Source organism: Mesorhizobium sp. L2C084A000 (assembly GCF_000502875.1).
Taxonomy (GTDB): Bacteria; Pseudomonadota; Alphaproteobacteria; order Rhizobiales; family Rhizobiaceae; genus Mesorhizobium.
This window is the reverse complement of the sequence record NZ_AYWX01000003.1, coordinates 277,032-296,179: the sequence shown is the minus strand read 5'-3', so window position 1 is coordinate 296,179 and position 19,148 is coordinate 277,032. Positions and strand designations below refer to the sequence as shown.

General features: G+C 62.2%; 21 protein-coding genes and 1 tRNA gene. 13 read left to right on the top strand and 9 right to left on the bottom strand.

The window, feature by feature from the left end:
• Positions 1-27: 27 nt before the first annotated feature.
• A tRNA-Leu gene (locus tag X735_RS155630) sits at positions 28-112 on the top strand.
• A gap of 79 nt (positions 113-191) precedes the next feature.
• Here the strand turns inward: X735_RS155630 and X735_RS155635 are convergent.
• Entirely contained in the window at positions 192-770 is a 579-nt protein-coding gene (locus tag X735_RS155635) for an NUDIX domain-containing protein (protein ID WP_023810442.1), read from the bottom strand.
• Between the two features lie 225 nt (positions 771-995).
• Here X735_RS155635 and X735_RS155640 point away from each other — a divergent pair, with 225 nt between their 5' ends.
• The 3 genes from X735_RS155640 to X735_RS155650 all read left to right on the top strand — a co-directional run bounded on the left by X735_RS155640 (position 996) and on the right by X735_RS155650 (position 2,902).
• Positions 996-2,099, top strand: a complete 1,104-nt coding sequence (locus X735_RS155640; protein ID WP_023810441.1) for an NADH:flavin oxidoreductase/NADH oxidase — start codon at positions 996-998, stop codon at positions 2,097-2,099.
• Between the two features lie 254 nt (positions 2,100-2,353).
• Positions 2,354-2,632: a DUF982 domain-containing protein gene (locus X735_RS155645; RefSeq protein ID WP_013532012.1), complete on the top strand. Its 279-nt coding sequence runs from the start codon at positions 2,354-2,356 to the stop codon at positions 2,630-2,632.
• 30 nt (positions 2,633-2,662) lie between these two features.
• Positions 2,663-2,902 (top strand): DUF2188 domain-containing protein, encoded by a 240-nt coding sequence (locus tag X735_RS155650; RefSeq protein ID WP_013532013.1) that lies wholly within the window; start codon positions 2,663-2,665, stop codon positions 2,900-2,902.
• Between the two features lie 159 nt (positions 2,903-3,061).
• On the opposite strand, the gene X735_RS1000000167320 is transcribed toward X735_RS155650, so the two are convergent.
• Positions 3,062-3,343 carry a hypothetical protein gene (locus tag X735_RS1000000167320; protein WP_023810439.1) on the bottom strand — a complete coding sequence of 94 codons (282 nt, stop codon included), beginning with the start codon at positions 3,341-3,343 and terminating at the stop codon, positions 3,062-3,064.
• Between the two features lie 321 nt (positions 3,344-3,664).
• On the opposite strand from X735_RS1000000167320, the gene X735_RS155655 reads away from it, so the two are divergent.
• The 8 genes from X735_RS155655 (at position 3,665) to X735_RS155680 (ending at position 11,835) form a co-directional block, all read left to right on the top strand.
• On the top strand, positions 3,665-4,408 hold the full coding sequence (locus tag X735_RS155655; protein WP_023810437.1) for a competence/damage-inducible protein A: 744 nt from the start codon (positions 3,665-3,667) through the stop codon (positions 4,406-4,408).
• 81 nt (positions 4,409-4,489) lie between these two features.
• Positions 4,490-5,323, top strand: a complete 834-nt coding sequence (locus tag X735_RS155660) for a universal stress protein (RefSeq protein ID WP_023810436.1) — start codon at positions 4,490-4,492, stop codon at positions 5,321-5,323.
• 113 nt (positions 5,324-5,436) lie between these two features.
• A complete protein-coding gene (gene gpt, locus X735_RS01000000165730; protein WP_245273182.1) occupies positions 5,437-5,898 on the top strand; it encodes a xanthine phosphoribosyltransferase in 462 nt (153 codons plus the stop codon).
• Between the two features lie 211 nt (positions 5,899-6,109).
• Entirely contained in the window at positions 6,110-6,598 is a 489-nt protein-coding gene (locus X735_RS155665) for an NUDIX hydrolase (RefSeq protein WP_023810435.1), read from the top strand.
• Positions 6,599-6,730: 132 nt separating this feature from the next.
• On the top strand, positions 6,731-7,042 hold the full coding sequence (locus X735_RS155670) for a PilZ domain-containing protein (protein ID WP_023810434.1): 312 nt from the start codon (positions 6,731-6,733) through the stop codon (positions 7,040-7,042).
• A gap of 598 nt (positions 7,043-7,640) precedes the next feature.
• The gene (locus X735_RS155675; protein WP_023810433.1) at positions 7,641-11,417 is read left to right on the top strand and encodes a vitamin B12-dependent ribonucleotide reductase; all 3,777 of its coding nucleotides are present in this window, start codon (positions 7,641-7,643) and stop codon (positions 11,415-11,417) included.
• 6 nt (positions 11,418-11,423) lie between these two features.
• Positions 11,424-11,624, top strand: coding sequence for a type II toxin-antitoxin system HicA family toxin (locus tag X735_RS1000000167315; protein ID WP_023810432.1), 201 nt, complete (start codon positions 11,424-11,426; stop codon positions 11,622-11,624).
• 4 nt (positions 11,625-11,628) lie between these two features.
• Positions 11,629-11,835: a type II toxin-antitoxin system HicB family antitoxin gene (locus X735_RS155680; RefSeq protein WP_023810431.1), complete on the top strand. Its 207-nt coding sequence runs from the start codon at positions 11,629-11,631 to the stop codon at positions 11,833-11,835.
• A gap of 47 nt (positions 11,836-11,882) precedes the next feature.
• On the opposite strand, the gene X735_RS01000000165725 is transcribed toward X735_RS155680, so the two are convergent.
• From X735_RS01000000165725 to X735_RS155710, 7 genes are all read right to left on the bottom strand, one after another.
• Positions 11,883-12,182 (bottom strand): hypothetical protein, encoded by a 300-nt coding sequence (locus X735_RS01000000165725; protein ID WP_023810430.1) that lies wholly within the window; start codon positions 12,180-12,182, stop codon positions 11,883-11,885.
• On the bottom strand, positions 12,166-12,996 hold the full coding sequence (gene fghA, locus X735_RS155685; protein ID WP_023810429.1) for an S-formylglutathione hydrolase: 831 nt from the start codon (positions 12,994-12,996) through the stop codon (positions 12,166-12,168). Before fghA ends, X735_RS01000000165725 begins: the two co-directional genes overlap by 17 nt.
• Positions 12,997-13,095: 99 nt before the next feature.
• Positions 13,096-13,905: a formylmethanofuran dehydrogenase subunit C gene (locus X735_RS155690; protein WP_023810428.1), complete on the bottom strand. Its 810-nt coding sequence runs from the start codon at positions 13,903-13,905 to the stop codon at positions 13,096-13,098.
• Entirely contained in the window at positions 13,902-14,810 is a 909-nt protein-coding gene (gene fhcD, locus X735_RS155695; protein WP_023810427.1) for a formylmethanofuran--tetrahydromethanopterin N-formyltransferase, read from the bottom strand. The genes X735_RS155690 and fhcD overlap by 4 nt, the downstream gene beginning before the upstream one ends.
• Positions 14,798-16,429, bottom strand: a complete 1,632-nt coding sequence (locus X735_RS155700; RefSeq protein WP_023810426.1) for a formylmethanofuran dehydrogenase subunit A — start codon at positions 16,427-16,429, stop codon at positions 14,798-14,800. Before X735_RS155700 ends, fhcD begins: the two co-directional genes overlap by 13 nt.
• Positions 16,423-17,511: a tungsten-containing formylmethanofuran dehydrogenase subunit B gene (locus X735_RS155705; protein ID WP_023810425.1), complete on the bottom strand. Its 1,089-nt coding sequence runs from the start codon at positions 17,509-17,511 to the stop codon at positions 16,423-16,425. Before X735_RS155705 ends, X735_RS155700 begins: the two co-directional genes overlap by 7 nt.
• A gap of 117 nt (positions 17,512-17,628) precedes the next feature.
• Positions 17,629-18,009 (bottom strand): 4a-hydroxytetrahydrobiopterin dehydratase, encoded by a 381-nt coding sequence (locus tag X735_RS155710; RefSeq protein ID WP_013532029.1) that lies wholly within the window; start codon positions 18,007-18,009, stop codon positions 17,629-17,631.
• Between the two features lie 155 nt (positions 18,010-18,164).
• On the opposite strand from X735_RS155710, the gene X735_RS155715 reads away from it, so the two are divergent.
• Positions 18,165-19,136, top strand: coding sequence for a beta-ribofuranosylaminobenzene 5'-phosphate synthase family protein (locus tag X735_RS155715; RefSeq protein WP_023810424.1), 972 nt, complete (start codon positions 18,165-18,167; stop codon positions 19,134-19,136).
• Positions 19,137-19,148 lie beyond the last annotated feature (12 nt).

The window sequence follows — 19,148 nt, the reverse complement described above, 5'->3', positions numbered from 1 at the left end:
GATGGCTACATGGGATTGCCGGTCCATGCGGATGTGGCGGAACTGGTAGACGCCCTGGATTTAGGTTCCAGTGCCGAAAGGCGTGGGGGTTCGAGTCCCTTCATCCGCACCACCCTTCGCTCTTCGAGCTTCGGGTGGCGGGCCACCCGAAGCTCGTTAGACGAAGGAGTTTCCCCGAAGCCCAATACCGTTCAGTCAGCGATCGGATTGAGCTTCAGATGCTGGATCAGGATAATGGTCTTGGCGTCGAGGATACGGCCATCGGCGATGCCGGCCAGGGCCTCGTCGAGCGGCATTTCCAGGACCTCGATGTCCTCGCCCTCTTCTTGCGCCCCGCCGCCGGCCGAGATGCGGTCGGCGGGCGAATAACGGGCGATGAAAAACCAGAGACGTTCGGTGACGCTGCCGGGGCTCATATAGGGCGAAAACAGCCGCTCGACGTTCTGCAGCCGGTAGCCGAGTTCTTCCTCCGCCTCCTTGCGGATGCAGGTTTCGGGATCGTTTTCGTCCAACAGGCCGGCACAGGCCTCGATCAGCGGCTCGCGGTGGCCGGTGACATAGGCGGGATAGCGGAACTGGCGCACCAGAAGCACGGTCGAACGCAAGGGGTCGTAAGGCAGGATCACCGCGCCATCGCCGCGATCATAGGTCTGGCGGATTTGCGTCTCCCACTGACCGTCGCGCCGACGGTAGTCGAGAACGGTCTTCTTCAGGACGGCCCAGTCGTCGGAGAGGATTTCCTCCGAACGGACGCGAATACGATCTTCCATCGTGGTCTCCATGCAAAAGCGCGTCGCGCTTTATGCTCCTGTTTTATGCGTGTCGTTCTCCCAAACCGGGGCCACTTTTGGGCGCCATGCATTGCCGAGGCCTATCCGCGAACCGGCATTTCGGCAATCCCGTCAGTGATTGGTCCAGAACCCCTTTCACCGCCTCGTGTCTGGCGCAGGCGCCATCGGTCGCCTAAATAGCTGCGAACCCTCCCGGAGTTTCTCATGACAGCGTCGCTTTTCCAGTCGATCACCCTCGACGGCCTCACCTTCCCCAACCGCATCGCCGTCGCGCCGATGTGCCAGTATTCCGCCGACGACGGCTCGGCCAGTGACTGGCATCTCCATCACTGGATGAATCTCGCAATGTCCGGCGCCGGCATGGTCACAGTCGAGATGACCGATGTCGAGCGGCGCGGGCGTATTACCCATGGCTGCCTCGGCCTTTATTCCGAAGACAATGAAGCCGCCGCCCGCCGCGCACTGGACGCCGCACGACGCGTCGCCGCACCCGGCACGAAATTCGGCTCCCAACTCGCCCATGCCGGCCGCAAGGCTTCGAACCGCAAGCCGTGGGAAGGCGGCGGGCCACTGCAGCCAAACGAGGATCCCTGGCAGACCGTTTCCGCCTCGGCCATCCCCTACGACACAGGTTGGAACGTGCCGCACGCGTTGGAGGACCAGGAGATCCTGCAGCTCATCGAACGCTTCGCCGAGGCCGCAAGGCGAGCCGAACGCGCCGGCTTCGATTTCATCGAACTGCACGCCGCGCATGGCTATTTGATCTTCCAGTTCCTGTCGCCCTTGTCCAACCAGCGCTCGGACCGCTGGGGTGGCTCGCTGGAAAACCGCATGCGTCTTGCCGTCGAAATCGCCAAGGCGGTGCGCAAGGCGGTGCCAAAGCTGATGCTCGGCGCAAGGCTGTCGGTGAAGGATTGGGTCGACGGCGGCTTCGATGTGGCGGACGCGATCGAAGTGGCCAAAGCGCTCAAGGACGAAGGCGTTGCCTATCTCTGCTGCTCGAGCGGCGGCAATTCGCCGTTGCAGAAATTGCCCGCCGGCCCCGGCTATCAGGTGCATCTGGCGGAGGCGGTGCGCAAGGGCGCTGATATTCCGACCCGCGCCGTCGGCCTGATCGACGACCCCAAGCAGGCCGAAGCGATCCTCACCGAGGGCCGCGCCGACATGGTGGCGCTGGCGCGGGCCTTCCTGGCTGATCCGCGCTGGGGATGGCGTGCGGCGGCGACATTCAGCGAGACAATCCACCCGGCGCCACAACTTGCCCGTTCGGTGACCACGATGCAGCACTGGATGAAGGCAGTAGGCTGAACGGTCCGCGCTCCCGACACGCGCCCTCCTGTCTCCAGACAGCTTGACGGTGCTTCGCAGCTATTCCGTCCGCAAGCTGTTGGGTGGGACGAGGCTGCGGCGGGCGTGGCCGGGCGTGGGAGGAAACTGTTCAGGGCATGCTTGCCGGTTGCGGCGCTGACCGCAGGTGTAGAACCTTCAAACAGCCTCTGAGACGTTTGGGCGCAGGCTGACGGCCATGGTTGCAACCAATTTGGCTGCTTTGCGTTGCGGCCATGATGGACAACAAACCTTTTGAAGTGCCGGTCGTCGTCGAACTTGGCCACGTCGGCAAATATCGCCACATCCGCAGCGCCCAGGAGGCCGCGGAGTGCCTGATGACGGTGTGGCCGCTCAATCGCGGCCCGCGCCATCGTGATGCCCTCGACACTTGCCTCAAAGTGCTGGAAGGTTATCGTTCGACAGCAGATGCGCGCCGGGCGCTGATTGAAGCCGCCAAGGAATCGGAAGTGCTGGTGCCCGACGACAGACTGCCCGACGACCGGCTGCATTGAGCAGACGGACCTTTCAACCGGAGGTTTTCCATGGCGAAGCTGACTTACAAGATCGTCGAGCATGACGGCGGCTGGGCCTACAAGGTCGGAGCGACCTTTTCCGAGACGTTTCCCACGCATCAGGACGCGTTGCGCGCAGCCGAAATCGCCTCGGCCGAGCAGCAGGTCGCCGGAGCGACCGACGGCATCCAGTATGAGGACGCCGAAGGCAAATGGCACGAAGAATTGGCCGACGGCCGCGACCGGCCGCAGACAGAAGTCTCAGATTAATTCGGTATAGCGCTTGATGTTGAGCGGTCCGACAGGGCGCCGACCGCAGCGCCGTCCGGAGAAAGGACGCGCCAGCGGCCAGCGGCTGTCCTTGCGGACTAGCCCTCGAACATTGCTTTCCAGAAAATCAGTGTGCGCTTTTCGGAAATCGCGTTCTGGCTATTTGCCGCAATACTGATCGTTGACGTTTTGCCCTGCGTTGGCGTCCGGGCCGGGCGTGTTGTGGGCACATGGGCCTATTGCGCCGGTATTGCCTTGGGTGTTCAACCCGGAGCCGTCACGGATGCTTCCCGTGGTATAGGGGTCGACAGTTGTCTGGTCGTTGTCGCCGAACAGCCACCAATCACGATTGTTGGAATACCTGTCGTCCAGTGACTGCGCCATCGCCGATGTTGCGAGACCGATCGTCAGAACAGATGCTGCGAGAATTTTTGTAACCATTGAATCACTCCGTATCTTAGCCGCCTTGGTGCGACACTCATAAAACCCGGTAGTCAGCCGAATGGTTCCTTGAAATTGTCGTGAAGCTGAGGTGAGGCCCTGACCAGCAAAGCCCGGCCGGCGATGCGCTCGATGAATGCGGCGGTTCGCTCCGGGATCACGAATTGCGGCATGTGCCCTATTCCCTCGACCAGTTCGAACCTAGATCCTTGACCTCATCGGCTCGCCGTGGCGGCGCGAAGATGACATTGCGGCCACCGTCGCGCCGCGCTATCTCAGACCACTCGCCTTCCCAGGCCACTCGCCTTGCCGGAGCCTTCCATGCCTGAAATCGTGACCGCCGCCATGCTCGTCATCGGCGATGAGATTCTGTCCGGCCGCACCAAGGACAAGAACATCGGCCATCTCGCCGACATCATGACGGCGATCGGCATCGACCTGAAGGAAGTGCGCATCGTCCCTGACGAGGAAGACGAGATCATCGCCGCGGTGAACGCCGTGCGCGCCCGCTACACCTATGTGTTCACCACCGGCGGCATCGGCCCGACGCATGACGACATCACGGCCGATTCCATTTCCAAGGCTTTTGGCGTGCCTTGCGAATACGATGCCAAGGCCTATGCGATGCTGGAGGCGAGCTATGCCGCGCGCGGCATCGAATACACGCAGGCCCGCAAGCGCATGGCACGGATGCCGCGCGGCGCCGATCTCATCGACAATCCGGTGTCGGTCGCGCCTGGCTTCCGCATCGGCAACGTCCACGTCATGGCCGGTGTGCCATCGATTTTCCAGGCCATGCTCGACAATGTCGTGCCGACGCTGAAGGCCGGCACGAAGATGCTGTCGGCGACCGTGCCCTGCCCGTTCGGCGAAGGCCTCATCGGCGGGCCGCTGGGCGATATCCAGAAAGCGCATCCCGATACGATCATCGGCTCCTACCCGAAATATGGCGACGGCAAGTTCTGGACCGAACTGGTCGTGCGTGCCCGCAGCCAGGAGGCGCTGGACGCGGCGCGCGCCGATGTCGAGGCGATGGTCGCCGGCTTCGCCAACAATCCCGGCTGATCGGGTCCAGCCCGGAACAAAGCACGACGCTGCAACGTTTCCCCGGCACGAGTTCGCCAGCTCGTAAACTGAGGGATTGTCATGCGATTCAAAACCATCGTCGCCATTCTGCAGAACGAGCAGGACGCCGAGCGCGTGCTCGACTGCGCCATTCCGCTCGCCACCCGGTTTCAGAGCCATCTGGTCGGCATCCACGCCGAAACGCTTCCCGTGCCCTACACCTCCGCCACAGGCTTTCCCGACACCGAATTCCTGCAGGTTTCGGCAGATATGAACCGGGAACGGGCCGAGAAGTTGAGGACACTGTTTCTCAGGCATATCGAGGATTCCGGTCTTTCCTTCGAGTGGCGAAGCCTGGAAAGCTTTTCGGGTGACAGCGCGCTGACCGGGATTTCGAGCGTGCGGGCCGCCGACCTGATCATAGCGGCGCAGCGCGAAACGGGCGGCGATTCCAGTGCGGACGTAGACACGCTGGTCTACGATGCCGGCCGGCCGGTGCTGGTGGTGCCGCACGAGGGTCCGCTGATCACCACCTTCAAACGCGTCTTGCTCGCCTGGAACGGAAGCAAGGAAGCGGCACGCGCCGCCTTCGACGCGCTGCCCTTCATCATCGAAGCCGAGAAGACCGACATATTGGTTATCGACCCTCCTGAAACGCTCGACGACAGCCCGGAGGCCGCCGGCGCCGAAATCGCGTCGGCGCTATCGCGCCACGGCGCCACCGTCAGCGTCTCGGTGCAGCAGTCGGGCGGCAGTTCGGTCGATGACATCATCCAGACCAGGATCGCGGAAACCGGCGCCGATCTGCTGGTGCTCGGCGCCTACAGCCACTCATGGCTGCGTCAGCTTCTGTTCGGCGGCGTGACGCGCAGCGTGCTGCGCACCGCGCCGGTGGCAGCCTTCCTGTCGCGGTAGGTCCACAGCGATCGCTGGCCCTTGCCTTTGCCAAGGCCCTTACTCTTGCCAAGATGGGGGCTTTCCAGCTAATTCCGCGCGCATTCCCCTGTTTTCCTGCGCGCGATCCCCGCGTGCTGTGGAGTGCGCGACATGTCCCTTCCCGAAAAAGCCTTTCCGGTCTCCTGGGACCAGTTCCANCGATCGTCTGCATCACGCGAGGCGGGCTGGTCCCCGCGGCGATCATCTCGCGTGAACTCGGCATCCGCGTCATCGAGACGGTCTGCGTCGCCTCCTATCACGACTATACCAGCCAGGGGCAGCTGCAGGTCCTCAAGGAGATCACTCCTGCCCTGCTCGCCGAAGACGGCGCCGGCGTGCTGATCATCGACGACCTGACCGACACCGGCAAGACGGCGGGCATCGTGCGCGCGATGATGCCCAAGGCGCATTTCGCCACCGTCTATGCCAAGCCGAAAGGCCGGCCGCTGGTCGATACTTTCGTCACCGAAGTCAGCCAGGACACCTGGATCTATTTCCCGTGGGACATGGGCTTCACCTACCAGAAGCCGATCGCCGACGACCACGCGGGCTGATTCGAACTACCTGCCTGTTACAGACCGGCAGCTTGCACTGGGGATGATTTGCTTTCGCAAACAGGTCCGGCAGGGCCGGATATTTTGTGAAATCGACGTCTATCGGCGGAAATCGGCCAGGCGAATGAAATTTTTTACTTTTATTGCCGACAATTAGCCGTAAGATTCGTGAGACGGCAAACGATTCCGGAGGCTGGGGCTAGCTTCTTCGATGTTGACGAGGCCAACGACACACAATCATCTGGCCGAAAGGGTCCGACGGCTCTTCGGCACGGCGCCGTGCCGCCTGCAGGTTGCCGCCCTGCCTTGGCGCGACACGGGAGACGGCGTCGAGATCATGCTGATCACCAGCCGCGATACGGGTCGATGGGTGTTGCCCAAGGGCTGGCCCGAGGCCAGGGAGCCGCTCTGCGAGGCCGCGGCGCGCGAAGCCGGCGAGGAGGCCGGGCTGCGCGGTCGTGTCTCTCATCTTGAAGCCGGCCGTTACTTCTACGCCAAGGTACTGGCTTCCGGCGAAGAAGTGCCGTGCGAGGTCCTGGTGTTTCCGCTGCATGTCGACAAAGTCGCGGACCGCTGGAAGGAAAAACACTCACGCACCCGCAAATGGGTCCGCGCAAGCGAAGCGGTGCGCATGGTCAACGAACCCGACCTTTGCCAGATCATCGCCTATTTCTGCGCCGACCCGCACAGCTTCTCCTGACGGGCGGCCACACCGCGCTCTTTGCAAAACGGGACTGGCTTGCAAGGGCTGGACATGCGTTGCCGCGTATCGACATGAATGCTTTGCTAAGGAATCAAGGATAGGATTCGGCAGCTCTGGTATTTTTGATCGATGGCGAATCCCGCAAATCCAATTCCAAACGAGTCCGACGAGCCCCAGCGCGAGCGTCGTCCGCGCGTGCTCAAGGGCGGGTCGATCATCACCGGAATTTCGAATTCGGAAGTGGGCTGCACGCTGCGCAATCAGCACGACGGCGGCGCCGAACTGAAGATACCGCTCGAAGCCCGGGTCCCAGATCGCTTCCTTCTCTATGTGCCGCTCGACGGCATTGCCTATCGTTGCGAGGTCCGCTGGCGACGCAACGACCGTATCGGGGTGCAGTTCACCGGCACCGAGCCAAAACCCCGGCTGCATTACGGCTGACGCCCGGGCAAGCTTGCGCGCGGAAAATCGTGATCCGCGCCTGCATTCTATCCCCGTTATCCACATATGTGACACACAAGATGTTGGGGTCACAAAAGCTACGCAAACGAATCCTTGACGGCGCAAAACGAGTCGCCTTTTATAGGCCATGTGCTCCTGTTGAGAGTGCGACCGGAAAGTTCTGAGCCCGGTCTTTTTTCCCGGACTATGTGCGTTTTTGCTCGCATTTCCGCCTGTTTACGAGGCCGGCGGAAGCGTTGGGATTGTGGGGCGGTTGGGACGATAGGGACAATTGTCGGGCTTGAATAAATTGTCTGTTAATACTATATTTAGTGTTTGCAGGTAGGTTCGACGCTAGATAGTGTGAATTTCCCTCGATCGAGGGAATCGGAAAAAATCAGTTTTGAGGGACCCGCGGGTTCGTCGGCGCGTTGGACAGATACTTCGCAAGGAGTTTGACCAGCAGGGCCGGCGGAGACCGCGAAAATGGAGAGCCGGTCGTTTCGAACGCCCGGCAGACGGCGGACATGCGCGTTTCGCATCGGGGGCAGAAATCCCTTGGGAAAAGCGCTATATATAGACAAAAGGGACCGGACCAATGCGCATCGAGCGTCGTTTCACCAAGCCAGGACAATCTGCCTATGCGGAGATCGAATTCCGCAAGGCGCTTTCGGAGATCAAGAATCCGGATGGTTCGGTGGTGTTCCGCTTGGACAATATCGACGTGCCGGCGCAGTTCTCCCAGGTTGCAGCCGATATCCTGGCGCAGAAATATTTCCGCAAGGCCGGTGTCCCCGCACGCCTTAAGAAGATCGAGGAGAACGACGTCCCCTCCTTCCTCTGGCGCTCCGTCGCCGATGAGGCGGAACTGGCGAAGCTGCCGGAAGCCGAGCGCTACGGTTCCGAGATCGACGCCCGCCAGGTCTTCGACCGGCTTGCCGGCACCTGGACTTACTGGGGCTGGAAAGGCGGCTACTTCAAGGGGTCGGAGGAAGACGCGCGCGCCTTCCGCGACGAGCTTGCCTACATGCTGGCCACCCAGCGCGTCGCGCCGAACTCGCCGCAATGGTTCAACACCGGCCTGCACTGGGCCTATGGCATTGACGGCCCGAGCCAGGGCCACTTCTATGTCGACCCGTTCACCGGCAAGCTGACCAAGTCGAAATCCTCCTACGAGCATCCGCAGCCGCATGCCTGCTTCATCCAGGGCGTACAGGACGACCTCGTCAACGAGGGCGGCATCATGGACCTGTGGGTGCGTGAAGCGCGCCTGTTCAAATACGGCTCCGGCACCGGCTCCAACTTCTCGCTGCTGCGCGGCGAAGGCGAAAAACTGTCCGGCGGCGGCCGCTCGTCGGGCCTGATGAGCTTCCTCAAGATCGGCGACCGTGCGGCGGGCGCCATCAAGTCGGGCGGCACCACGCGCCGCGCCGCCAAAATGGTCATTGTCGACGCCGACCACCCCGATATCGAGGAATTCATCGACTGGAAGGTCAATGAAGAGCAGAAGGTCGCCTCGCTGGTGACCGGCTCGAAGATCGTCAAGAAGCATCTCGAAGCGATCATGAAGGCCTGCGTCAACTGCGAAGGCAATGGCGACGACTGCTTCGACCCGTCGATCAACTCCGCGCTGAAGCGCGAGATCAAGGCGGCCAAGAAATCCGCCGTGCCGGAGAACTACATCTACCGCGTCATCCAGTTCGCCAAGCAGGGCTATAGCTCGATGTCGTTCAAGACCTACGACACCGACTGGGATTCGGATGCCTACCTCACGGTTTCGGGCCAGAACTCCAACAATTCGGTGTCGCTGAAGGACAATTTCCTGCGCGCCGTCGAGGACGATGCCGACTGGCACCTGACCGCCCGCAAGGACGGCAAGGTGATGAAAACGCTGAAGGCCAGGGATCTCTGGGAAAAGATCGGTTACGCCGCCTGGGCATCGGCCGATCCGGGCCTGCATTTCAACACGACGATGAACGACTGGCACACCTGCGCATCGGCCGGTGCGATCCGGGCGTCGAACCCGTGCTCGGAGTACATGTTCCTCGACGACACGGCCTGCAACCTCGCCTCGATCAATCTGCTGCCCTACCGCAACGCCGACGGCACGATCGACATCGCCGCTTACGAGCACACGGTGCGGCTGTGGACCATAGTGCTCGAAATCTCGGTCATGATGGCGCAGTTCCCGTCGAAGGAGATCGCCAAGCAGTCCTACGAATACCGCACGCTCGGCCTCGGCTATGCCAATATCGGCGGCCTGCTGATGACGTCGGGCATTCCCTACGACTCCGATGAAGGCCGCGCGATCTGCGCCGCACTCACCGCGATCATGACCGGCATGGCCTATGCCACCTCGGCCGAGATGGCCGGCGAGCTCGGCGCCTTCGCCGACTACGACCGCAATGCGCAAAACATGCTGCGCGTCATGCGCAACCATCGCCGTGCCGCCTATGGCGAGAAGCAGGGCTACGAGAAGCTCGCCGTCAACCCGGTGCCGCTGGTCGCTTCCGACCTGAAGCAGCAGGACCTTGCGACCCACGCCAAGGCCGCCTGGGACCGCGCCATCGAGCTCGGCGAGGAGCACGGCTACCGCAACGCGCAGGCGACCGTGATCGCGCCGACCGGCACGATCGGCCTGGTCATGGATTGCGACACCACCGGCATCGAGCCCGACTTCGCGCTGGTGAAGTTCAAGAAACTCGCCGGCGGCGGCTATTTCAAAATCATCAACCGCGCCGTGCCGGAAGCGCTGCGCACGCTCGGCTACTCCGAAGCCCAGATCGCCGAGATGGAGGCCTATGCGGTTGGCCACGGCAACCTCAACCAGGCGCCCGCCATCAACCCCGGCGCGCTCAAGGCCAAGGGCTTCACCGACGACAAGATCGCCGCGCTCAACGCAGCCTTGAAATCGGCCTTCGACATCAAGTTCGTCTTCAACCAGTGGACGCTCGGCGCCGACTGGGTGAAGGAGACGTTCGGGTTCACCGACGAGCAGCTCAACGACTTCTCGTTCGAGATCCTGCCGGCGCTCGGCTTCTCCCGCAAAGACATCGAGGCCGCCAACATCCATGTCTGTGGTGCGATGACGCTGGAAGGCGCACCGTTCCTCAAGGCCGAACACCTGGCGGTGTTCGATTGCGCCAGCCCGTGCGGCAAGATCGGCAAGCGCTCGCTGTCCATCAACAGCCACATCCAGATGATGGCGGCGGCACAGCCCTTCATTTCCGGCGCCATCTCGAAGACCATCAACATGCCCAACGATGCGACGGTGGAAGACGCCAAGGGCGCCTACATGCTGTCGTGGAAGCTGGCGCTGAAGGCCAACGCGCTCTACCGCGACGGCTCGAAGCTGTCGCAGCCGCTCAATTCCTCGCTGCTCGCCGATGGCGAGGACGACGAGGATGATGCCGTCGAGCAGCTGCTCGCCGCACCTGCGGCGGCGCGCGCGGCGCAGATCACCGAGCGGATCGTCGAACGCATCATCGAGCGCGTGTCGCGCGAGCAGGAAAAGCTGCCCGGCCGCCGCAAGGGTTACACGCAGAAGGCCAAGATCGGTGGCAACACCATCTTCCTGCGCACCGGCGAATATGACGATGGCCGTCTCGGCGAGATCTTCATCGACATGAACAAGGAAGGCGCGACCTTGCGTGGCCTTCTCAACAACTTCGCCATCGCCATCTCGCTCGGCCTGCAATATGGCGTGCCGCTCGACGAATATGTGCACGCCTTCACCTTCACCAAGTTCGAGCCGGCCGGCATGGTGCAGGGCAATGACGCCATCAAGAGCGCGACGTCGATCCTCGACTACGTGTTCCGCGAGCTGGCGATCTCCTATCTCGGCCGCAACGACCTCGCCCATGTTGACCAGTCGGACTTTTCCAACACCGCACTTGGCCGCGGCATCAGCGAAGGCAAGACCGATGCGGTCTCCAAGGGCCTGACCCGTGGCGCCTCGCCGGTAAAGCTGGTATCGCGTGTCAGCGGCAACGATCCGAAAGGCTTTGCGGCCCCCTCGGGCGCCCCTGCCCGCTCAGTGCCGACCGCCTTCTCCGGCTCCAACGTGCTGGCCCTGAAACCGGCCAGCGACGAAGCGGTCGCCTACAAGCGCGACTATGAGGAGCGGGCGAAGGAACTGGCCGAGGACATCGCCTTCGAGGAAGCGGCTGCATCCGACGCCACCGCGGGATTGTTCACCGACGCCGCGGCCGTTGAGGCGGCCGAGGCGAAGAAACTCGCCAACGACCGCCGCGCCAAATCGCTGCTCCAGGGCTACACCGGAAATTCCTGCTCCGAGTGCCAGAATTTTACCATGGTGCGGAATGGGACTTGTGAGAAGTGCGATACGTGCGGCTCGACGAGCGGGTGCAGCTGAGGTCTAGTGCCACCTCGGCTTACAGTTCGCGAGATCATTCGCCTGCTGGAGGCCGACGGCTGGTATCTGGTTGCAACCAAGGGCAGCCATCGCCAATATAAGCATGAAGTCAAAGCCGGCCGCGTCACCGTGGCTGGCAAGCCGTCTGAAGAGGTTGCACAGGGAACACTGAACAGCATCCTCAAGCAGTCAGGTTTGAAGGAGTGATGACATGCGTTACGCGGTGGTGATTGAAAAAGCAGGAAGTAATTTCTCTGCCTATGTGCCGGACCTACCCGGCTGCATCGCGACAGGTGCCACTGTGCCTGAAGTGGAAACCGAGATTCGCGATGCAATACGCTTGCACATCGAAGGTTTGCGAGCCGATGGGCTGGATGTGCCCAAGGGTGTCAGCCTCGCGGAATACGTAGAGGCGTAGAAGGCAATTCACTCAATCGGATCAGGCTCTGATCCCGCCTGCTATCTCTACGGCAACACCTCCAGCGTCTGCTCGTCCTGCCCTATCCGCACGAACAGCACCTTGCGCCCCTCACCCGTGGGCACCTCGAAATACTGGATGCCGTCAGGCATTTCGCCGCAGGGCGGCTCGGGGATCTCATTGAGGTCGGCTACTGCTTTCAGTTCTTTCGCGTGGGCGGCGTCGGGGCTGAATGTGTAGCGTTTGACGGCGGCAGGCGCGGCGCCCTCGGTGTAAGGCGTCGGAGTCGATAACTTGTTTGCATCTGGCCATGCCTTCGGCCTGCCCAGATCAAAGCCTCTCAGCATGCCATCTCAGATGGTCGTCCATGAAGCTGGAGATGAAAAGATACGAGTGATCGTATCCATCCTGCATCCGCAGCTTCAGCGGAATACCTGCTTTGGCGCAGGCCGTCTCAAGCAGCCAAGGCATCAGCCCGTCGTCAAGAAATCCGTCCGACGTTCCCTGATCCACCAAAAATTCGGGGAAACGGTATCCGTCCTCGATGAGCGACGTCGCGTCGCAGGTTCGCCACGAGGCCTCATCGTCGCCGAGATACTTCTCAAAAGCCGGTCTCGACCAGCCGGCGGTGCTTGGCTGGGCGATCGGGGCAAACGCCGAGCAGCTCTTGAAACGCTGCGGATTCTTCAAGGCAATCGTCAGCGCGCCATGCCCGCCCATCGAATGGCCGGAGATAGCCTGGCGCGCCATATCGGCTGGAAATTCAGCCGCGATGAGAGCTGGCAACTCCTCGGTGACATAGGAATACATACGATAGTTCTTCGCATAAGGTTCTTGCGTCGCATCGAGATAGAAGCCGGCGCCGGAGCCGAACTGCCAGTTGTCTTTTTCATCCGGAATGTCGGCCCCGCGCGGGCTGGTGTCGGGACAGACGACGATCAGGCCAAGCTCGGCGGCCATGCGCCTGTACTCGCCCTTGTCCATTACATTGGCGTGGGTGCACGTCAGGCCTGAGAGATACCACACAACGGGACAAGGCGCCTCCCGCGCCTGCGGAGGTATGAAAACGGCAAAAATCATGTCGCAACGGCAACTCGTCGACAAATGGGAATAGACGCCCTGCACGCCGCCATGGGCTTTCGTTTGAGAGATGATTTTCATGTGTTCTCCACGTTGCGGGTCGGATGACGGTCGCCCCCTACTGCCAACCAGCGGCAGCACTTGCGTCCTGCCATCCTATGGTTCTTGTGTCGACGGATCTCAGCGCGAAAAAAGAACCTCGCCCATTCCGAGCACTGCGTTATCCCCGCCATATTTGCGCGGTGCGCTCCCCAGAAGCGGCCGTTTCAAAATGCCGTCGGCGATCAGATGACGATCGATGATGGCGGCGAAAACGCTCTCGGGCGCGCCGCATTCGACGAAGCTCGGCGACATGCGTGCCGGCGCGCGATCGAGAAGGATCGAACCGCGACGCATCAAATAGCCGGGCATCTCGCCGGTGCCACCGGCCACCACCAGCGTGCCGGCGATCATGCGGCTGCCGGCAAGGTCGCCGGAGCCTTTCAGCACCGCGATCAGGCCGCGCCGCATGCGGTCCGCCGCGAAGGCGCCCGCCTTGCCCCTGACGATCAACACACCGCCGTTCATGCCGGCCAGTTCCCCCACGAGCGGCGCACCGAGGTGGTCGCCGGCATTGCCTGTTATCTCAAGCCTGCCGCCGCGCATGCCGGAGCCGGCGTATGGACCCGCATTGCCTTCGATCGTCAGCTTGCCACCGCGCATGGCGCGCCCGGCCTGGGCGCCGGCATTGCCAACGAGGCGAACCGACCCACCCCGCATGCCTTGCGCCACAAGGTCAAGGCGCGTGCTTCCGCCCTCGAACACGATGTTTGTCGGATCGCTGCCGGCGACGCGAAAAATGTCGCCCACCTTCGATCCCTGCTTCGACATGCCGATCTGGATTGTTTCGACGTCGCGCGTTTCGATCCCGGCCAGCCGCTCCGGCGTCAGCGGCGACAGGTCAAGGCGCTCCGGCGGCTCGGCAACCAGGGTGAAGGTCAGCCCCTTCATGGCAGCATATTCTTCAGCGAGTAGATGAATTTTCCGAGCTTGCCGCCGTAATTGCCGGCGCTGATGCGAACCGCGCCTCTTTTCGGTCCGAGCTCTATGACAGCCTTGATGCCGGCCTTCATCGCGGCGGCAACTGCATCATTGGTTTCACCATCGATGACGATTTCCAGGACGGCGTTGATGTCGGGACCGAGTTCACTCGCGACGACGCCGCGCAGCGTCGGCGCGTAGGCTTCGTTGGCCGAGGCGATCATGCCTTTGTATTTGCCACCTATCTTGGAACCCGAACGGGCAATGCCGCCCGGAAACGGCACGATGGCGCCAGGCACCATGCCGATCGCAGCGACCGCGGCCTCGGCAGCGGCCAAAGCGTTGGCGCTGCTTTGCGCCATGACAAAGAAATTGCCGCCACCGACAGCTTCCTTCGTCAGTCCGGTCGTTGCTTCGCACAGGAACTCGCCATCCATGACGGGAATACGCCAAAAATGCCTGTCGCCGATCTTCTTGGAGATTTGCCAGCCGTCGCCGAAATAACGCAGCGCCGAACCGAGCTTGAGCTCGGCGCTGCCCTGCAGCCCGGCAAAGCAGGCGGAACCCGGCGAGGTCAAAACGCACTGGCCGACACGATTGAGCAGTTGTTTCTGCAATTCGTCCGTTCCCATCGCGAAAATCATGACGCGGCAGCCCGGCCGGCCATCCGGTGTGGCCGACGGCGGCAGGTCGAGATCGATTGCCGCTTCGCAGCCGCAACCGATCACCGAGGTGGCGAAGCCGGTCATCGTGATCGCCGCCTGGCGAGCCCATTTCCGGCTCGGCGCGGTGATGACGATGGCGGTTGCGCGCATGCCGAAGGCTTCCGCGAAGGTATCGTCGATCGTCATCCCATTGACGCTCATGTTCGGCATGGCACCTCGCCGAATGGCTGTTCGCGCGCAATCGCGGAATCCGGAAAATTGAACCAGTCCAGCGACAGGCCGTAGCGCTGCTGGTGATAGTCCTCGAGCCGTCGCACCATTGCCTTGTCGACAGGGGGCTTGAGCCTCAATGCCTTGCCCCAGCGGTAATGGATGATTTCCCCGTCTTGCACGACGAGATCGCCATCCTTGAAAACATACGCCGCCCGTCCGAGCATTTTCGCGATACTGCGGTCCCTGCGATAGATAGCGATGTCTGCTGTTGCGCCGGCGCCGAGATGGCCTCGATCCGTCAAGCCGAGCAGCTTGGCTGGCGCCGCGCGCGTCATGATGGCGATTTCCTCAAACGTGTATTCGCGGTCGATTGCGGCCAGGGTAGAGAGCGCCAGGGCGGATGATGACAGTCCAGCGGTCATTTCGGTGCGCGCTTCCCGGCTCATCAGCAGTTCGAACAGCGCCGGATAAGCGGTAAAAGGTGCACCGTTGGGGTGATCGGTGGTGAAGAACACGCGCCAGGGATCGTCGATCAGGAGAAAAAGCTCGAGCCCGATCGCCCACTGCATCGTGCCGTAGAAGTCCTTGCCATAGCTGTAGGGCACGATGCCGCCGCCATTGCCGTCACCATCATGAATGACGGTCTTTTTCGGGTGCGCGCTGCCACGCGCCGAAAACTGCCGCATGACGTCGGAGGACACCGTGACCGTCTGGCCGAACATGACCTGGCCGATATCGATGGTGACTTCCGGCGTCGCGTTGACCAGTTCGGCAAGCCGTGCGGCGGCGGAAGAAAACCCGCGTTTTCCTTCCGTGCCATAGCCATAGAACTGGAGGTGGGCGAGATGCAGCGGCAGCCCATCCGCCGCTGCAATCGTCGCAGCCGCCGTATCCGCCGATCCGGGGCTGCCCAGATTGTTGCAATGGACATGCAGGGGATGCGGCAGGCCAAGACTGTCGACGGCGGCCTGCAGCGTCTTGACGATCTTGCGCGAACTGACGCCATAGGAAGGCACGACATCGTCCAGCGAGAAGGTGCGGACGTTCTCCTTGAAGGCGGCCGCCGCACCGGCGTTGATCACCTTGACCCCAAGCGCTCGCGTCGAAGCGACCGTCCAGGCGACATAGTCCTCGATCATCGTTCGGGGGGCGTCGTCGCGGATCATCGACAACAGGAAATCGTCATTGCCGAGAATGGCAAGGGTCGCTTTGTCGATGATCGGGATGTCAGCCAGTTCGAGATGCGTGTGAAGCGCCGCTCCCGGCGACATCGCCGGCTCGACGACCGTCGTAAAGCCCATCTTTGCGTAGAGGCAGCCCGTCTGGAACGTCGACCAGCCGGCATTGGAAAGCGGCGTCGTTGCTGGCCTCACCTGATGGGCGGCATGCTGTTCGGGCAAGAGCAGCCGCGCGGTGTTCACATTGCCGCCGCCGATGTGGGAGTGGATGTCGATGGCGCCAGCCATCACGATGCAGCCGCTGGCTTCGATGATCCGATCGGCCGCCCCTCCCGCCGGCGCCGGAACGATCTTGTCGTCCTTGATCCAGAGGTCGCCCTTGCCGAGACGGCCGTTGACGGGATCGATGATGTCGCCGCTGGCGATTTTCGTCAGCATGGCGGTGCCTCGGCGAAAGCATGGGTAGCGATCAGGCGGATGATCGTCGCGGCGGAGGGCAATTGCGAGGCCGCTTGCGCATCGATCGACCTGAGCGAGCCCGTGCGGCTGGAGTAGACAACCGCATCGTGATCGACCCCAGCCTCGCCGATGGCGATGGTGACCGCGGCGCCGGCAACCGGCTCTTGCGTTTTCGTCAACGCAATCAGCGCGATGCGGCGCTTTTTTTCCTTCGGTTGAGCCGTTGTGGCGGAGATCCGCAGGTGCAGGTCGGCTTCGCCGGCAGCGATCATGCGCGCCACATCGCAGCGCCAGGGATCGAATTCCGGGAAGCCGCGCGCAAAGCCGGTGCGCAGCGGAAAACCTGTCATCCAGGCCGAGGCGAGCGTGCTTCCCCAGCCGTTTTCGTTCGCCGGCAGATGAAGGCCGGATGCGCGCGATTTGCGATTGAGATCGGCGATCAGTCCTTGCAGCATCTCCAATGCCAAGCCTTCGGCGGCATGGCCCGAAAACAGGAACACGGGAAAATGCGCGGCCGCCAGAGCTTTGGCGAAATCATTGAAATTCGACACCGGTTGCGATGTACGCTGCCCTTTGTACTGTGCCCTCAGTGCCGCCAGCGTGGCGGCGAGGCTGGATTGGCCACAGGAAAGTTGCGTTGCCTTGCGGCCGCCGTTCAGCGGCGGCACGGACATCCCGTTTGGGCCTACCACGAAGAACTCGCGCTGGTTCCCGGTCGAGAGGTCGGGAACCGTCCCAGCGAGTTCGCCAACAAGACCATGATGGATCCGCGGGAGCTCGCCCACGATCACCACGACATCGGCACGCCGGCGCGTCTCTCCGGGGGCGACGGTCATTGCCCCCTTGTCCGTAAAAAGCGCGGTCTCTCGGGCAAGTGCCGCGCCATCGGCATGGTCGTATGCCGCGCCAGCCCGCTCGGCCAGCGCGATCGCCGCCCTGGTGCCGTCTATATCCGTATCAAAGCTGAAAACCGGGCACCGACTTGACGACAATAGCGACGCGGCATGCGCAGCCGCGTGCTCAATCAGCGCTTCCCGGTTGCCGATCCAAGCAACCGCCATTCGCTAAACTACTTTCTGGTGCCGGCCCGATCCTAGACGAAACTAGATTGGCCGTGAACCCCACCTTGCAGCGGATCAGCGAATGTTTTCATACGCGTCAACAAATTCCGACCCTGCTTAGTCATATTTGACGTAAGCGAAGCGTTGATCGGTCAGCGGAGTGCCTTCCAGCGCCCCGCCTTCCTTGGCCGGCTGCCACTGAACAACATCCTCGATCTTTTTCGCCAACTCGAAATCCTTGTCGGTAATGCCTTTCGCCGCGTGGTTCGTCAGGCGCACCTCGACCCAGGCATAGGAGGCGGTGATATCGGGATGGTGCCACGCCGCCTCGGCGAGATGGCCAACCGTGTTGATGACCATGAGCGTCGATTTCCAGCTGTGGGTCTTGTATTTGCGCCGGATCCAGCCGTTTTCGTAACGCCATTTCGGCAGCTCCTTCTCAAGCCGATCGGCGATCTCGGCTTCCGAATAGACCTTTTCCTTGACTGTCTCGTTCATCTCGACCTCCGCGAATTGCTCGGTCTGTCTATGCGCCGGAGCCGGCAAACACGTGATGCATTCTCTTTGGCTTGCCCCATCGACGAAAACAGTTATCATGGTACCGGGCACCTAAACTTCCATGATGCATCCATGATGCACCCATCGGGGGGCAGATGTCGAATTCTGTTACCATACGAGTGCCCGCTCGCCTGCACCTTGGCTTCCTTGATCTCAATGGCGATGCCGGACGGCGGTTCGGCAGCATCGGGCTTCCATTGAGCGAACCCGAAACCGTCGTCACCCTGTCGCGGTCCGGCGAGACCATCGTCGAAGACTCCGAGAGCACCCGCGCCAGCGAGCATCTGTCGACGCTCTGCAAGCATCTCGGCATTCGCGGCCAGCACCATCTGGTGGTCGAGCAGTCGATCCCCAGTCATGCGGGTCTGGGGTCCGGCACGCAGATCGCCCTTGCCGTCGCCTCGGCATTGCGCACTCTCCATAATTTGCCTCTGGATATCGTCGGCGACGCCAGCCTGCTCGAGCGGGGCGGCCGATCCGGCATCGGCATCGCAAGTTTCGAAGACGGCGGCGTCATAGTCGACGCCGGCAAGAACGACCGCGGCGGAACGCCTCCGGTCGTCGCGCGGCTGCCGTTTCCGGAAGAGTGGCGCGTCATCCTCATCCTCGACCATTCCGGGCATGGACTGCATGGCGCTGCCGAGGTCGCGGCGTTTCGTTCGCTGCCGCCATTCCCAACGGCAGGCAGCGGGGAGATCTGCCGGAGGGTGCTGATGGGCATTATGCCGGCTCTGGTCGAGCGGGACCTTCCGGCATTCGGCGCCGCCGTCACCGCGATACAGATGCTGATCGGCAGCCATTTCGCCCCGGCGCAGGGCGGCGTGTTCACCTCGAAGGGGGTCGAGATGGCGGCCCACCGTCTCAATGAAGCAGGCGCCGTCGGCATCGGCCAGAGTTCCTGGGGGCCGACAGGCTTTGCCTTCGCGCCATCGCATGACGCCGCACTCAAGTTCGTCGACGCGGTTCGGAAGACGAAAGTTGGAGACGGCCTTGAGATCAAGATCGTCAAGGGCAGGAACTCCGGCGCGAAGATCAGCTCAACCAGGCTGAATCTCGTCGGCAGCTGACGCTCCCGTTTC

Bases quoted from the DNA above. Each gene is read 5' to 3' on its own strand.
- X735_RS155635 (WP_023810442.1), bottom strand. From the start codon at position 770: ATGGAAGATCGTATTCGCGTCCGTTCGGAGGAAATCCTCTCCGACGAC.
- X735_RS155640 (WP_023810441.1), top strand. From the start codon at position 996: ATGACAGCGTCGCTTTTCCAGTCGATCACCCTCGACGGCCTCACCTTC.
- X735_RS155645 (WP_013532012.1), top strand. From the start codon at position 2,354: ATGATGGACAACAAACCTTTTGAAGTGCCGGTCGTCGTCGAACTTGGC.
- X735_RS155650 (WP_013532013.1), top strand. From the start codon at position 2,663: ATGGCGAAGCTGACTTACAAGATCGTCGAGCATGACGGCGGCTGGGCC.
- X735_RS1000000167320 (WP_023810439.1), bottom strand. From the start codon at position 3,343: ATGGTTACAAAAATTCTCGCAGCATCTGTTCTGACGATCGGTCTCGCA.
- X735_RS155655 (WP_023810437.1), top strand. From the start codon at position 3,665: ATGCCTGAAATCGTGACCGCCGCCATGCTCGTCATCGGCGATGAGATT.
- X735_RS155660 (WP_023810436.1), top strand. From the start codon at position 4,490: ATGCGATTCAAAACCATCGTCGCCATTCTGCAGAACGAGCAGGACGCC.
- X735_RS155665 (WP_023810435.1), top strand. From the start codon at position 6,110: ATGTTGACGAGGCCAACGACACACAATCATCTGGCCGAAAGGGTCCGA.
- X735_RS155670 (WP_023810434.1), top strand. From the start codon at position 6,731: ATGGCGAATCCCGCAAATCCAATTCCAAACGAGTCCGACGAGCCCCAG.
- X735_RS155675 (WP_023810433.1), top strand. From the start codon at position 7,641: ATGCGCATCGAGCGTCGTTTCACCAAGCCAGGACAATCTGCCTATGCG.
- X735_RS155680 (WP_023810431.1), top strand. From the start codon at position 11,629: ATGCGTTACGCGGTGGTGATTGAAAAAGCAGGAAGTAATTTCTCTGCC.
- X735_RS01000000165725 (WP_023810430.1), bottom strand. From the start codon at position 12,182: ATGCTGAGAGGCTTTGATCTGGGCAGGCCGAAGGCATGGCCAGATGCA.
- fghA (WP_023810429.1), bottom strand. From the start codon at position 12,996: ATGAAAATCATCTCTCAAACGAAAGCCCATGGCGGCGTGCAGGGCGTC.
- X735_RS155690 (WP_023810428.1), bottom strand. From the start codon at position 13,905: ATGAAGGGGCTGACCTTCACCCTGGTTGCCGAGCCGCCGGAGCGCCTT.
- fhcD (WP_023810427.1), bottom strand. From the start codon at position 14,810: ATGCCGAACATGAGCGTCAATGGGATGACGATCGACGATACCTTCGCG.
- X735_RS155700 (WP_023810426.1), bottom strand. From the start codon at position 16,429: ATGCTGACGAAAATCGCCAGCGGCGACATCATCGATCCCGTCAACGGC.
- X735_RS155705 (WP_023810425.1), bottom strand. From the start codon at position 17,511: ATGGCGGTTGCTTGGATCGGCAACCGGGAAGCGCTGATTGAGCACGCG.
- X735_RS155710 (WP_013532029.1), bottom strand. From the start codon at position 18,009: ATGAACGAGACAGTCAAGGAAAAGGTCTATTCGGAAGCCGAGATCGCC.
- X735_RS155715 (WP_023810424.1), top strand. From the start codon at position 18,165: ATGTCGAATTCTGTTACCATACGAGTGCCCGCTCGCCTGCACCTTGGC.